The organism is Chryseobacterium sp. MEBOG06, assembly GCF_021869765.1.
Classification (GTDB): Bacteria; Bacteroidota; Bacteroidia; order Flavobacteriales; family Weeksellaceae; genus Chryseobacterium.
The window spans coordinates 4878082-4892055 of sequence record NZ_CP084580.1 but is presented as its reverse complement, the minus strand read 5'-3'; the positions used below and the strand labels follow the sequence as shown (position 1 = coordinate 4892055).

Here is a 13974-nt window from a genome sequence, read left to right as displayed (position 1 = left end):
ATAAAATGTTACAAGTCAATTTTTTACGCGACAATAAGGAACGCGTTTTAGAAGGTCTTAAAAAAAGACAATTCAAAAATCTTGAGTTGGTAGACGAAGCGATCGCTGCTGACGACGAAAGAAAAAGAATCCAGTTTGAACTAGATTCCCAGCTTTCCGAGATCAACAAAATCTCCAAAGAAATTGGACTTTTGATGAAAGAAGGAAAGAAAGAAGAGGCGGAATCAGCAAAATCTAAAACAGCACAATACAAAGAGTCGAGTTCAGAATTGAAATCTCAGCTTGAAGTAAAGGAAATAGACTTACTCAATATTCTGTATCAGCTTCCCAATATTCCTAACGAATTGGTGAAAAGTGGTGCATCTGCTGATGATAACGAAATTATTTTCCAGTCTCACCCTGTAGAAGGGCTTGGTGAAGGAGCTATTCCTCACTGGGAACTGGCAAAAAAATACAACCTGATTGATTTTGAATTGGGAGTGAAAATTGCCGGAGCAGGTTTTCCTGTTTACTTAGGTAAAGGTGCAAGACTTCAGAGAGCTTTGGTTCAGTATTTCTTGGATAAAAACGTTGAGAAAGGGTACACAGAAGTAAACCCTCCTCACGTTGTGAATGAAGCTTCCGGATTTGGAACAGGGCAATTACCTGATAAAGAAGGACAGATGTATTATATCAATGAAGATAAATTATTTCTGATTCCTACAGCAGAGGTTCCTGTGACCAATCTTTACCGTGATGTATTGCTTGAAGAAAGAGACCTTCCGATTAAGAATACAGCATTCTCTCAGTGTTACAGAAGAGAAGCTGGAAGCTATGGCGCTCACGTGAGAGGATTGAACCGTCTTCACCAGTTTGAAAAAGTAGAAATTGTTCGAATTGAAAAGCCGGAAAACTCTTATGCTGTTCTTGAAGAAATGGTAGAACATATCAAAGAAATTCTTACAGATCTTGAGCTTCCTTTCAGAGTATTAAGACTTTGTGGAGGAGATACAGGTTTTGCAGCTGCAATGACATATGACTTCGAAGTATGGAGTGCAGCTCAGGAAATGTGGCTGGAGGTGAGTTCTGTTTCTAACTTTGAAACATTCCAGGCAAACAGACTGAAGTGCCGTTACAAAGGAGATGGTAAATCTCAGCTGGTTCATACATTAAACGGATCTGCAATGGCATTACCAAGAATTATGGCAGCATTGCTTGAAAACAATCAGACTGCAGAAGGAATTAAACTTCCTAAGAAAGTTGCTGAATACGCGAGATTCGAAGTGATTAATTAAAAAGGATAAATTATCTGCTATACGTCCCTCTTTCTGTAGAAGAAAGGGGGATTTTTGTATTTATAAGTAGAAGATACTCTGATTTTACTACTATTATTATCAATAATTATTCTAAATAAAATTTATAATTTTAACTTTTTTTTCTTTTTTAATTATTTTTTAGCCTTATTTTATTTAATTACTAGTAAAAAATACAATAATTAGTGAATTGTTTAATTTCTGAATATATTTACCTTTTCAAAATAAGCCATGATAGGCATATGATTAAATTGATATCAATTATCAGATTTAATTGATATTTTGAAATAAAAACTAATGTATGTGTCCGACTTATAAGTTAAAATAAGACGGTACATCTATTACCATGAAGACGTTATTAAAATAAATTAAATGAAGAGAAACTATCTCATGGCTGTTGTAGCCGGAAGCTTTCTTATGCTTGCTTCTTTACAGTCATGTATCCATGAAAGCCTTGAAACAGAGGTGACCAATGTACAGGATGATCCACTTTTATTCATTAGGAGTGAATATATGAAAGGTAAGGATATGGTCGCAGGAAAGCAAATTGAATGGGAAAAGGCGAGAAAATATGATGCTGATGAACGCATTGTTTTAGTCACTGTTCCCATTAAAAGTTCAGAAGATAATATCATTGAAGAACTTACATTCAGGATTGATAACAGTAAGGTATCTGGGCATCTTTGGAAGTTTAAATCTAACGGTGCATTCAGTACTTCCGATTACAATCTTACAGCACACGAAATCATCGCAAAAATGACGGGTAAGGTTTCTTATATTGCTTTAGAAGGCTCTATGAGATATGAGAAGTCTATTGTCCGCGGAAAATTCATTGATGAAGTGGCGAGAAGCGGATCCGGGCCAATGAGTTCTCCTTCTTGTAAACCATGCCACGGAGAGATTGATGAAGTTGTGATTCCATCACCAGGTGGAGGCGGACCTATTGGGCCTACCAATCCACAGCCACCGGATAATCCTACTATACCTATTCCGACGGTTGTTATTCCACCACCTAACAATAATAATGATCCCTGCAGTAAAATTAAAGGACAAAAAGGGAAAGCAGATTACAATCAGAAAATGAATGACCTGAAAGGTAAAACAGGCCAGAAAAAAGAAACAGGCTACAGCCAAAAAGCTAATGGAGATTATACCTATCATGACAACGCGTCTACAAATTCTGATTCTAACTCTCTGACACTTCCTAATAGTAGTGATATAGAGGGGTATATGCATACACACGTAGATGATTTCTCAGCAGTTAATTCAGAGGGCGTTGAAGTAACAAGAACTGGGATTAAAATGTTTTCGCCGGCAGATGTAGGATATTTTATGGATATGCTTTCCCATGCCCAGGCAGGCGGGAGACCACTCAGTAATGTGTATGCGGTAATGGTAACCAGCAGTGGAAGTTACCAAATCAGATATACTGGAACTGGGGCTCAGATTAAAACATTTACTGAAACCCAAATTAAAGGTTTCAAAGATTCATATCTGAAATCTATGACAAAATCACAAAATTTAGAATCTAATTTTCTGAAGTTCTTAAAAGAAAAGATGGGAATAGATGGTGTAAATTTGTACAGAATGCAGCAGATTGGAAAAACAACAGAAGTAAAGCTGGACAGTAATGGTAAACCTAAGGAATCAGATTGCCCATAATAAATTAAAATCAATTAAAATGAAAAAAGTACTTTTGATAATGATCATAGCATTATCTCATCTATATCATGCACAGACGCAGATTGCTTCTATTGAATTTGTGGCCAAATGTGTTGTAGACAAATCATATTGTCTGGAAGATTATAACTATGTAAAAGATGTTAACCATCTCCTTGATAAATATACCGGTACCTGGAAAGGAACTCTGAATGGCAAAAATTATGAATTTAGTTTTGTTAAAAAAGAAAAATTTGAAAGTGAATATTCTAATATTAAATGGGATATGTTGATAGGAAGAGTAAGAATCACAAACCAAAGTGGAGTCGTGGAATACGATGATTTTAATAAATCAGACAATGATGCCAATTGGGGAACTAATTTTCAGGGTGACCTAAAAACTTATTTAATGACTTTTTCTGGAAATAAAGTGGGATGTAACGATACGGGATACCTGTACCTGAGTGAGCCCAGCCCTTCCAACAAAATGAAAATTGACTTCTATCAAATTGCAGATATTGTGTCCAAAGATTGTAGTAATTTTCAAACGACCATACCTGTAAATAAAATTATTTATCTTACGAAACAATAAATAAAAATTCCCGGACCATAAATCCGGGAATTTTTATTATTCTGTCTTGATGACAATATGTTTATCAGCCTTAAGTCTGTTATCCTTATTATACAACGCTTTCAGGTCATATTCTATTCTTATGGTGTGATTGTCAATTTGTTTTACCCAATTATGTTTCCCGGTGATGGATTTTATTGTGTTTTCAAATTTTAAAGTGGTGCCAATACTTTTGAAGAACATCAGCATCATTCCTTCCATTTTTTCAGCTTCTTCCTTTGAACTTTTCGTTCGGATGGCTTCTTCCAGATTTTTGAGGTTGAAGTTTTCGGTATCGATGATCAGGGTTTTTCCATCCCAGCTATTGAAGTTATTCTGATCCAGTGGAAGTTTTTCAGTTTTTATAAAATTTTTCAAAGCCTGATAATCATCTGAAGTGAAATGTTCCATTTTAAAAGAAAAACCAGATGGCTTATTATCTTCTTTTACAGACTTCATGAAGACTTTTTTCATGATTCTTATGGTGTCAGCATTTTCAGTTTTTAACTTTCCCTCCAGTGTAGCCAGATCATACATATTGGTCCAGGTGGTTGGAAGCTTATCTATTTCTCCAAACTCCTTTTGTTTTAATGAATCCGGTGTCATTGCCATCATTTCTGCCATAAATTCCCTTGTATCTATATTGGTCAGGGAGGTAGAGGCTGCATCCGGGTGATAGACAATTTCTGAATTGACACTGCATGATTGCAGCATAAAAATGCTTATTAAAAATAAGACAATCGTTTTCTTCATGGTTGATTAAAATACTAATTAATGACAATTAGCAGCTCCGTTCGGATCTTTAGAAATGGTCATTGCTTCAGCTTTCGGAGATACATAAGGAATTCCAAGTTCCAGACCTCTTAAAATGAATAATCCGCCCAGAATGATCATAATAACAGGCACCGCCTTAAGAACCTTTACCCTGAAGGCCTGATTCATGAGGTTTCCGGCTAAAACTATGGCAAACATGAACGGTAAGGTTCCTAAACCAAATAAAGCCATATATAAAGCTCCCTGCCATATTCCGCCCCCTGCAAGGCTTGCGGTAAGAGCCATATAAACCATTCCGCATGGTAAAAAGCCATTAAGAAGGCCAGTTGTGAATCTTGAACGGTAATCTGCTTTCTGAAGCAGTTTTCCTAAATTCATTTTTACACTGTACAGAAACTTAGATAGAAAAGGGATTTTTGAAGCGAAATCTTTCCCTCCAAAAGAAAATACAGCCATGACGATCAGCAGAACACCTGCTATAATCGTCAGGTATTTCTGAAATCCTGCCATCTCAAAACCCTGCCCTATAATTCCGAGAAGAGCACCTAATAGTGAATAAGTGAAAATTCTTCCGAATTGATAAGTAAGATTCTGGAGATAAAAATTGGCAGCTTGTTTTTTGGTTAATCCCATCGATAAAGCAATAGGTCCGCACATTCCGATACAATGAAAACCGGAAGCAAAGCCTAAGGCAATAGCCGATACAACAAGTCCTATTTCCATATCACATCATAATCCATTCTATAATCTGTTTTATCCTTGGTCCATGTCAGTCTTAAAGTATAATTACCCATTTTCAACACCTGTGCAGGTATTGTGAAAGACTGATCAGCATCAAGCTGTACAGATTTTTTAATATCTAAATTCTGGTCGTCGGTTCTGTTTAAAACAAATTTTACCGTAGTATCAGAGTTATTATAACCTTTTGGAAAAATGATTTTAATTCCATTAGTATCCTGGCTGTATGCAGGTTTTTCCTGCAGATCATCAGCTCTTTTCTTGGCATCAATTACATCCTGGTACTGTAGTTCTTCTTCATAGTAATTGTCTGTTACCATCTCAGAGTTTTTCTGCCCGTTCGGGAAAAGAAACATCATGGATAAAATAAAAATTATGAATGAAAGCAATGCAATTACAACACCGTGTCCCCAACTAAAGTTCTTCATCTTATTAAATTAAAATTGTAGTTTGAATGGTCCTTCAAAATATGTCTGGTATGAATCAATCAGTTTACCTTTCATATCATAAACGCCAATAGTAATATTTTGTTTAGAGAGTTTCATATCATCTTCCGGAAAGCTGATATTAATTGTCCCTTTAGAGATTTTGTCCCTGTCTACCTGAATTTTGCTTGAAGCACTATACGTGATTTCACCGTGAGAAGGATCTATTACTTTTATGGTAACTATTTTCTTGTCATTGGTTTTGTTCAGGAACGTATAGTTATAGGTATTTGTAATCTTACCGTCTTTTACAAAGAATGTACTTCCTGCAGGCTTAATAAATTTAGCTTCCATTTCCCCGCGGCTGTACAGAAGATATCCCAGGAATCCAACCAGAAATAATAAAAATACGGCAAATCCTTTCATTCTTCCTGTAAACTTAAACGGAATTTCTTTCTCAATTTCGTTCTCAGAAGCATATCTCACCAGTCCTTTAGGAAGACCTACTTTTTCCATTACTTCATCACAGGCATCTATACAGGCTGTACAGTTCACACATTCCAGCTGCTGTCCGTCACGGATATCAATTCCTGTAGGACATACCACTACGCATTGGTGGCAATCAATACAGTCTCCTTTACCTGCGGCTTTCCTGTCTTCTCCTTTTCTCCATTTTGATCTGTTTTCCCCTCTTTTAAAATCATAGAAAACATTGATCGTATCTTTGTCTATCAATACTCCCTGAAGTCTACCGTATGGACAAACCAATGTACAAACCTGCTCTCTGAACCATGCAAATACAAAGTAGAATGCAGCGGTAAGAAGAATCATTACGATAAAATTGGTAGGGTGTGTAAATGGCCCTTCGGATACAATTTTAAATACCTGCTCATATCCCACAATATACATAAACATAAAGTGAGTGATAATCAATGAGATCACTACGTAAACAGACCATTTTAAACTTCTCTTCCAGATCTTTTCTGTATTCCACTCCTGTCTGTCCAGCTTCATTTGCTTGTTTCGGTCACCTTCAATCAGATATTCTATTTTACGGAAGATCGATTCCATAAAAATTGTCTGAGGGCAAATCCACCCGCAGAAAATTCTTCCGAACGCAATCGTAAAAACAATAATGAAGATTAAAGATGCGATAGCACCCATAGTAAGGATGAAAAAATCCTGAGGATAGAAAGGCTGTCCAAAGATGAAAAACTCCCTGTCTATTACATTGAATAACAATAAAGGATTACCATTAATCTTGATGAACGGTAATGAAAAATAAATGATTAGTAAAGCATAGCTTACCAGATTTCTATAGTTGGTATACTTCCCTTTAGGTTTTCTTGGGAATACCCATCTTCTTTTACCGGATTGCTCCATTGTCCCTATAGAATCTCTGTAAGTCTCAGGGTCCAGAACCTGTCCCTGTCCGCCTCGTACTTCTATTTCTTCTATGTCTGACATATTGTAAATGTGTTTAAAAAAGAAAAAACATAATTCGTTACTATTTTTAAGGTAATAACAAATTATGTTTTTTTCATATGTTTCTAATTTTCTAAATTATTCTTTTTCCCAATGTGCTTCAGTTCCCTGAGGAGCTGCTCCTCCCTGAGCCGGAGTCACTGGCGGTTGCTCCTGATTGATGTGATATACATACGCTGCAATCTTTTCAATCTCTGCACCTGAAACTTCTCCGTTTTTACCGAATGCTCTCATCGCAGGGTTAGTAGGAGAACCATTCCAGTCCATATGGAAAACGTTTTTAAATAATGTTTTCTCCGGCTGGTTGATCCAGTAGTTATCGGTAAGGTTTGGACCAATACCTCCACTTCCGTCTTCCTTGTGGCAAGATGCACAGTTTGTTTTGAACAATTCTTTACCTTCTGCGATATTATCAGCTGAATATTTTGCTGTTTCAATCGTTACAGGAGGCTGAGTTTTTTGATATTCTATAATGCTTGCTAATTGCTCTTTGTATTCTTTCTCATATTCGCTCAACGGGTGTGCGAAATCTGTGAAAGAGAAAGCTGCAATATATACAATACAAAAAGCAGTCCCAAAATAGAATAAACCTACCCACCATTTTGGTAATTGGTTGTCTAATTCCATAATTCCGTCGAAACCGTGGTCGATAAGGATATCCTTTTCTTCAGTTTCAGATTGCTTTTTGAATGCTGCATCGTACATTCTTCTTAAGAAAGGAACTTTCTTTTCAGCTAAATAAGCTGCTTTTTCTTCCGGAGATAATTTTTTGAATTTGTTGTTCTCAATAAGGTCTCCGATAGCACTGTGAATATAAGCTAAGATACCAGCGATCACCACTGTTCCCCAGAAGTAAGGCGAAGCTAGGAACGCGTAGCTTTGTACAAACAAATAATAAAAAACTATTAAAAGTCCTATTATTATTAAGATGTTTACGACAACAGGTGTTCTTTGTTTCATAAAAAATAGTTTAATTTTTTAAATTAAAATCGTCATCTTCATCATCCCCAAGGGGCGCTTCTTCTTCCTCTTTGTAATATTTTTTAGGTCTGCTAAAAACATAGATTACTAGAGCTACAAAAAAAAGCATAAAGAAAATCAGAGCCAGCGTCTGGTAGAGACCAGCGTTTTCTGTATTGGATAATATATCTTTAAAGTTCTGAGGAATCATATGAACCTTTTAATGTTTAGTTATTACTTGCTGTTTTTATTTCAGTTGTTTTGATATCTGTTCCCAGTCTCTGAAGATAAGAAATAAGAGCTACAATTTCTTTTTTCTCTAATTCTCCCTGAGGTCTCTTGGCATAAGCCAGTTTCAAGTCATTTGCTTCAGAGAAGATATCTTTAACAATTTTTGCCGATTGGTTGTTTGCCCAATGGTCTGCAGAATCGATCTGAGCCTTAGTATAAGGTACATCAAATACATTCTTCATCAACTTCATTTTGTCTACCATTTTAGTTCTGTCTAAATCAGTAGCGATCAACCAAGGGTAACGTGGCATAATAGAACCTGCAGAAGTAGATCTTGGGTTATACATGTGTTTGTAGTGCCAAGAACTTGGGTTCTTTCCTCCTTCTCTATGTAAATCTGGTCCTGTTCTCTTAGATCCCCATAAGAATGGTCTGTCATAGATGAATTCTCCAGCTTTAGAATATTGTCCGTTTTTACCGTTGAATCTCGTAATCTCATCCCTGAACGGTCTGATCATCTGAGAGTGGCAAGCGTTACATCCTTCACGGATATAGATATCTCTACCTTCCAGTTCAAGCGGCGAATAAGGCTTCACTGCAGAAATCGTAGGTACACTTTTCTTAAGAGATAGTGTAGGGATGATTTCAATTGAACTACCAATAGATATCGTGATGAAAGATAGAATTCCCAATAATACAGGAGTTCTTTCCAACCAAAGGTGAGTTCCCTCTCCTTCTTTTCTGTTTTTGCTGATATTAGCTAATGCAGGAGCTTCAGCAGGAACTTCTTTCTGGAATGATCCTTTTCTTACCGTAGCAATTACGTTTACGATCATTAGGATAGATCCTGAGATATAGAATAAACCTCCTACGAATCTCATTTTGAAGTAAGGGATAATAGCTGTTACTGTATCCAACCAGTTTTTCCACAATAGTGTTCCATCCGGGTTGAACTGTTTCCACATTAATCCCTGTGTGAATCCTGAAATATACATTGGTACTGCATAGAAGATAATTCCTAAAGTACCTAACCAGAAATGCCAGTTAGCTAATTTTACAGACCAAATTTTTGTTCTCCACATAATTGGTACCAGGTAATAGATAACCCCGAATGCCATGAAACCATTCCATCCAAGAGCTCCTAAGTGAACGTGACCGATAACCCAGTCAGTAAAGTGACCAATTTTGTTGATGTTTTTAGTTGCTAAAAGCGGACCTTCAAACGTTGCCATACCATAACAGGTAACAGCTACTACGAAAAACTTAAGGATAGGATTTTCTCTTACTTTATCCCAAGCTCCCCTTAATGTAAGAAGACCATTTAACATACCTCCCCAGGAAGGTGCAATAAGCATGATAGAGAAACCTGTTCCTACCGCCTGCGCCCATGCTGGAAGAGCTGTATACTGAAGGTGGTGAGGACCAGCCCAGATATATACGAAAATTAATGACCAGAAGTGAATAATAGACAGTTTATAAGAGAATACCGGTCTGTCTGCTGCCTTCGGAAGGAAGTAATACATCAAACCAAGTACCGGAGTTGTCAATACGAATGCAACCGCATTGTGTCCGTACCACCACTGTACAATTGCATCTTTTACTCCCGCATATGCTGAATAAGATTTCCAGCCAGTGAAAGATAAAGGTACCTCTAGGTTATTGAAGATGTGTAGCATTGCCACAGCAATCCAAGTACCAATGTAGAACCAAATCGCTACATAAAGGTGTCTTACTCTTCTCTTCGAAATAGTCAGGAACATATTGATCCCGAAAATGATCCATGAGAATGCAATCAATATGTCGATCGGCCACTCGTGTTCAGCATATTCTTTAGAAGTGTTAATCCCCATAAAGAACGTAACGAACGTAGCAACGATCATAAACTGCCAAGTCCAGAAATGTAACCAAGACAATGTATCACTGTACATTCTTGTTTTCAATAATCTTTGTAATGAGTAATAAATACCCGTGTAAACGATGTTACAAACGAATGCAAAGATTACTGTATTGGTGTGCAACATTCTGATTCTACCAAAACCAAATGCACCATGAGTGTTTATTAACCCTTGAATATTACCAGATGCCAAACTCTTAATGGTTGTATCATCTGTCCCGAAGAAGAATTCAGGTAATTCAGGGTAGAAAAGCATTAATGCCGCCGTAAGCCCGAACGTAAATCCTATGAGACCGAAAACTAAGGTCGCATAAAGGAACGCACGGACAATACTATTGTCATAACTAAACTTTTGTGTTTCCATATCAACTATTCACTATTTTTCTCAATTTTTATTATTTTCTCCTATTTCTTTTTCGTCTTTATCTTTGTTGCCGGTTTCATCATTTTCTTTGACTCTTTCATCATCAAAAAGGATTCTGACAGCAGGAGATTCATCATCTTCAAACTGTCCTTTTCGGGCATACACTATAAATACGACCAAGAAAATCGCAGCTAAAGAAACACTGCAGAGGATCATTAAATATAGAATATCCATTGGACAACAAAATTAACCTATTTTCGGGGTTCAAATTTAGTGAAAAATAATGACATTCATCACGAAATGCCGATTTCAGCTAATTTAAAATCAGTCTAAATAAGGGCGTTTAAGCCTGTTTTTTGAAATGTTTGCGGCCTAAAATCCAGGTTGAAACTGTCGTAAAGGTAACTACCGTAATAGAGCTGGCTGGCATGATGATAGCGGCAAATAGCGGGTGCATATGCCCTGTAACTGCGTAACTTAACCCAATGATATTGTAAAGAAAACTGATTATAAATGTCATTTTCACAATATTGATAGATCCTTTACAAACGTTCAGATAATTATCGAGCGTAACTACTTTTTCGCCATTCATGATCACATCAGAGGACGGAGTAAAGCTGTTGGTATCATCTGCAATAGCAATACCTACGTTACTTTGTTTTAAAGCTCCTGCATCATTGAGCCCGTCGCCAAGCATGGCTACTTTCATATGCTGGTCCTGAAGATTTTTTATATAATTCAGTTTATCCTCCGGGCTTTGATTAAAGGCCATTCCTTTGTAATTTGGAATAAGCTCCTTAAGTTGTTTTTCTTCCGAAGAATTGTCTCCACTAAGAATGAATATATTGTAATGAGCAAGTTTGGTGAACAGATCTTTAAGTTTGGGGCGGTATTCATTTTTGAAGATGAATTTTCCTATAAACTGATCGTTTTTGCTGATATAAACAGCTGTTTCAAGATTCATGGGTTGCTGGGCGTTGTAACGTGCTGAACCAATTTTATATACGTTTCCTCTTACACTTGCCTCGTATCCCTTCCCTGATATTTCCACAAAGTTTTCCACCGGAAAATAATCATCACTTTCCTCAATGAACTCATACAGGGATTTTGAAAGCGGGTGATTAGAGTTTTTTAGCAGAGTTTTGATGTTTAATAAATCAAATTCATTAATTTCAATACCCTCATACTTAATGTTTGATTTTTTTCTGTGGGTTATTGTTCCTGTTTTGTCGAAAACAATAGTGTCCAGTTTTGCGATTTTTTCAATCGTTAACGTATCTTTTACATAGAACTTATTTCGGCCTAAAATCCTCATAATGTGTCCGAATGTGAAAGGCGCGGATAGAGCAAGCGCACATGGACAGGCAATGATCAGAATGGCTGAAATGACCTGAAACATTTTCTCCAGATCGACAAATGACCAGTATATTCCGGAAATCAGTGCAATGCCTAAAATGATGAATGTGAAATACTTACTGATGTTGTTTGTCAGTGTGTCAAGTCCTGTTTCATGCTTCTTAAAAGCTTCCTTATTCCAAAGCTGAGTTAGGTAGCTCTGGTCTACATCTTTTATGACTTCCAGTTCCAGTGAAGATCCAATCTGTTTACCTCCTGCGAAGATTTTATCCCCAGGCTGTTTACTGATGCTTTCGCTCTCTCCAGTGATAAAGCTATTGTCAATATTTCCTTCCCCGTTAATAAGGATAGCGTCTACAGGAATGATTTCCTGATTTCTAACTAAGATACGGTCTCCCACTTTAACTTCTGAAAGCAAAATGTTCTGCTGTTTCCCTTCAAAATCTACTTTTGTAACCGCAATTGGATAGAAAGATTTATAATCTCTGTCATACGAAAGAGCGCTGTAGGTTCTTTTCTGGAATATTTTCCCCATCAGCATGAAGAAAAGAAGCCCGCACAGCGTGTCAAAATATCCAGGGCCATAATTAGTAACCACTTCATAGATACTTCTTCCAAAAAGAACAAATATTCCCAATACAATAGGGACATCGATGTTGACGATTTTATTTTTTAATCCGTACCATGCGGATTTGTAGTAGTCTGAAGCAGAGTAGAATACAACAGGGCATGCCAGTAGGAACATCAATGTTCTGAAGAGCCCTTTATAATGTTCCATCCAGTAGTCTTCTCCCCCTACATATTCAGGGAAGGCCAAAAACATTCCATTTCCAAAAGCAAAACCTGCAATAGCAAATTTTACAAGCAGAGATTTATCAAGATGGTCAACATTTTTTTCTGCTGTTTCAAGACTGATGACAGGTTTGTACCCGAGATTGGTTAAGAAGTTGGCGAGTTGGCTTAATTTCAGATCATTATGGTTGAAAGAAATCTGCAAAGTCTTTCTGGTGAAATTAACCTGAGAATATTTGATGTGTTTATTTAAAGTGTGAAGGCTTTCTAATAGCCAGATGCATGAAGAACAATGTATTACAGGGATCTTGAAGGTGACAAGACTTGTACTTCCTTCTGAGAAATCAGTGACTTTTTCAAAGATTTCCGGAGTATCCAAATAATCAAACTGAGTGGAGTTTTCATCACCCGGACGAATTCCTGCCCCTTTATTCAGTTCGTAAAAATTACTTAAATTATTTAAATTCAGAATTTCATAAACGGACTTACAGCCGTTACAGCAGAAAATCTTTTCGTTAAATAAAATCCGCTCTTTTTCTATACCTTGACCACAATGAAAACAGTTCTCGCTCACCCCATAAAATATTGAACTACAAAATTATAACAAATTTTTTTGTTTATCGTGTTAAAAAGTTCTATTTTTGTGATAAATATCATATAAAATGCCGCAGGAACAACAGATAGCAATTGAAGAGAGGTTCGCCAAAGTTTTTAATGATAAATCATTTAAGGAAAGACTTTCCAGCACAGATTTTGAGAAGTATATTAACGGTAAAAAAAGATTGAGTTTTCAGAAACACGATACTATTTTTGAGGATGGAGAAACTCCGAAAGGAGTGTTTGTTCTTGAAAAAGGAGCCGCTAAACTTTCGAAATCAGGTGCCTTCGGGAAAGATCAGATTTTAAGATTTATCAAAGAAGGGGATATCATCGGCTATCGTTCTTTGCTTTGCGGGGAAAATTTCCAAGCCAAAGCAGAAGCAATGACAGATATAGAATGTGTTTTCTTACCCGCAGATATATTCATGTATCTTTTGGAGATAGATCCACAACTGTCTTTCGTAATGCTTCAAAAAATTTCATACGAATTAGGAGAATCTTCCAATACTATCACTTTTCTGGCGCAGAAAACTGTACGGGAAAGGCTGGCTGAAATTCTGTTGCTTCTGGAGCAGAAGCTCGGAGTTGATCCTGAAGGATTTATCAAAATCTCATTGACAAGAGAAGAGATCGCAAACATCATTGGTACAGCTACAGAAAGTGCCATCCGTTTGATCTCGGAGTTCAAGCAGGATAGCCTCATCGAAGTAGATGGAAGAAACATCAAAATTCTGAATCACGATAAACTAATGAAACTCGGTCACGTAGTTTTATAAAAATCATACAAAACTTAA

The 13974-nt window shown here is 36.7% G+C and carries 13 protein-coding genes; 4 read left to right on the top strand and 9 right to left on the bottom strand.

Going from position 1 to position 13974, the window contains the following annotated elements; genetic code table 11:
* Nucleotides 1-5 precede the first annotated feature (5 nt).
* The 3 genes from serS to LF887_RS22300 all read left to right on the top strand — a co-directional run bounded on the left by serS (nt 6) and on the right by LF887_RS22300 (nt 3543).
* Nucleotides 6-1274, top strand: coding sequence for a serine--tRNA ligase (serS, locus tag LF887_RS22310; RefSeq protein WP_236856445.1), 1269 nt, complete (start codon nt 6-8; stop codon nt 1272-1274).
* A gap of 390 nt (nt 1275-1664) precedes the next feature.
* Nucleotides 1665-2954 (top strand): hypothetical protein, encoded by a 1290-nt coding sequence (locus tag LF887_RS22305; protein ID WP_236856444.1) that lies wholly within the window; start codon nt 1665-1667, stop codon nt 2952-2954.
* A gap of 19 nt (nt 2955-2973) precedes the next feature.
* Nucleotides 2974-3543: a DUF6705 family protein gene (locus LF887_RS22300; RefSeq protein ID WP_236856443.1), complete on the top strand. Its 570-nt coding sequence runs from the start codon at nt 2974-2976 to the stop codon at nt 3541-3543.
* 36 nt (nt 3544-3579) lie between these two features.
* Here LF887_RS22300 and LF887_RS22295 read toward each other — a convergent pair whose 3' ends face one another.
* From LF887_RS22295 to LF887_RS22255, 9 genes are all read right to left on the bottom strand, one after another.
* Nucleotides 3580-4275 carry a hypothetical protein gene (locus LF887_RS22295; protein ID WP_236856442.1) on the bottom strand — a complete coding sequence of 232 codons (696 nt, stop codon included), beginning with the start codon at nt 4273-4275 and terminating at the stop codon, nt 3580-3582.
* A 57-nt stretch (nt 4276-4332) separates the two neighbouring features.
* Nucleotides 4333-5058 (bottom strand): sulfite exporter TauE/SafE family protein, encoded by a 726-nt coding sequence (locus tag LF887_RS22290; RefSeq protein ID WP_236856441.1) that lies wholly within the window; start codon nt 5056-5058, stop codon nt 4333-4335.
* Nucleotides 5049-5501: a FixH family protein gene (locus tag LF887_RS22285; RefSeq protein WP_236856440.1), complete on the bottom strand. Its 453-nt coding sequence runs from the start codon at nt 5499-5501 to the stop codon at nt 5049-5051. The genes LF887_RS22290 and LF887_RS22285 overlap by 10 nt, the downstream gene beginning before the upstream one ends.
* Before the next feature lie 9 nt (nt 5502-5510).
* Nucleotides 5511-6965: a cytochrome c oxidase accessory protein CcoG gene (gene ccoG, locus LF887_RS22280; RefSeq protein WP_236856439.1), complete on the bottom strand. Its 1455-nt coding sequence runs from the start codon at nt 6963-6965 to the stop codon at nt 5511-5513.
* 96 nt (nt 6966-7061) lie between these two features.
* The gene (locus LF887_RS22275; RefSeq protein WP_236856438.1) at nt 7062-7943 is read right to left on the bottom strand and encodes a cbb3-type cytochrome c oxidase N-terminal domain-containing protein; all 882 of its coding nucleotides are present in this window, start codon (nt 7941-7943) and stop codon (nt 7062-7064) included.
* A 10-nt stretch (nt 7944-7953) separates the two neighbouring features.
* Nucleotides 7954-8154 (bottom strand): cbb3-type cytochrome oxidase subunit 3, encoded by a 201-nt coding sequence (locus LF887_RS22270; protein WP_062652071.1) that lies wholly within the window; start codon nt 8152-8154, stop codon nt 7954-7956.
* A 16-nt stretch (nt 8155-8170) separates the two neighbouring features.
* Nucleotides 8171-10432 carry a cytochrome-c oxidase, cbb3-type subunit I gene (gene ccoN / locus LF887_RS22265; protein ID WP_236856437.1) on the bottom strand — a complete coding sequence of 754 codons (2262 nt, stop codon included), beginning with the start codon at nt 10430-10432 and terminating at the stop codon, nt 8171-8173.
* 21 nt (nt 10433-10453) lie between these two features.
* Complete coding sequence (gene ccoS, locus LF887_RS22260) at nt 10454-10666, bottom strand: cbb3-type cytochrome oxidase assembly protein CcoS (RefSeq protein ID WP_236856436.1); 213 nt, start codon at nt 10664-10666, stop codon at nt 10454-10456.
* A 109-nt stretch (nt 10667-10775) separates the two neighbouring features.
* Complete coding sequence (locus tag LF887_RS22255) at nt 10776-13154, bottom strand: heavy metal translocating P-type ATPase (RefSeq protein WP_236856435.1); 2379 nt, start codon at nt 13152-13154, stop codon at nt 10776-10778.
* 88 nt (nt 13155-13242) lie between these two features.
* On the opposite strand from LF887_RS22255, the gene LF887_RS22250 reads away from it, so the two are divergent.
* A complete protein-coding gene (locus tag LF887_RS22250) occupies nt 13243-13956 on the top strand; it encodes a Crp/Fnr family transcriptional regulator (RefSeq protein WP_236856434.1) in 714 nt (237 codons plus the stop codon).
* Nucleotides 13957-13974: the final 18 nt, after the last annotated feature.

What these genes read in the sequence shown, in the direction of transcription:
- serS (WP_236856445.1), top strand. Translation starts at nt 6, where the DNA reads ATGTTACAAGTCAATTTTTTACGCGACAATAAGGAACGCGTTTTAGAA.
- LF887_RS22305 (WP_236856444.1), top strand. Translation starts at nt 1,665, where the DNA reads ATGAAGAGAAACTATCTCATGGCTGTTGTAGCCGGAAGCTTTCTTATG.
- LF887_RS22300 (WP_236856443.1), top strand. Translation starts at nt 2,974, where the DNA reads ATGAAAAAAGTACTTTTGATAATGATCATAGCATTATCTCATCTATAT.
- LF887_RS22295 (WP_236856442.1), bottom strand. Translation starts at nt 4,275, where the DNA reads ATGCTGCAATCATGCAGTGTCAATTCAGAAATTGTCTATCACCCGGAT.
- LF887_RS22290 (WP_236856441.1), bottom strand. Translation starts at nt 5,058, where the DNA reads ATGGAAATAGGACTTGTTGTATCGGCTATTGCCTTAGGCTTTGCTTCC.
- LF887_RS22285 (WP_236856440.1), bottom strand. Translation starts at nt 5,501, where the DNA reads ATGAAGAACTTTAGTTGGGGACACGGTGTTGTAATTGCATTGCTTTCA.
- ccoG (WP_236856439.1), bottom strand. Translation starts at nt 6,965, where the DNA reads ATGTCAGACATAGAAGAAATAGAAGTACGAGGCGGACAGGGACAGGTT.
- LF887_RS22275 (WP_236856438.1), bottom strand. Translation starts at nt 7,943, where the DNA reads ATGAAACAAAGAACACCTGTTGTCGTAAACATCTTAATAATAATAGGA.
- LF887_RS22270 (WP_062652071.1), bottom strand. Translation starts at nt 8,154, where the DNA reads ATGATTCCTCAGAACTTTAAAGATATATTATCCAATACAGAAAACGCT.
- ccoN (WP_236856437.1), bottom strand. Translation starts at nt 10,432, where the DNA reads ATGGAAACACAAAAGTTTAGTTATGACAATAGTATTGTCCGTGCGTTC.
- ccoS (WP_236856436.1), bottom strand. Translation starts at nt 10,666, where the DNA reads ATGGATATTCTATATTTAATGATCCTCTGCAGTGTTTCTTTAGCTGCG.
- LF887_RS22250 (WP_236856434.1), top strand. Translation starts at nt 13,243, where the DNA reads ATGCCGCAGGAACAACAGATAGCAATTGAAGAGAGGTTCGCCAAAGTT.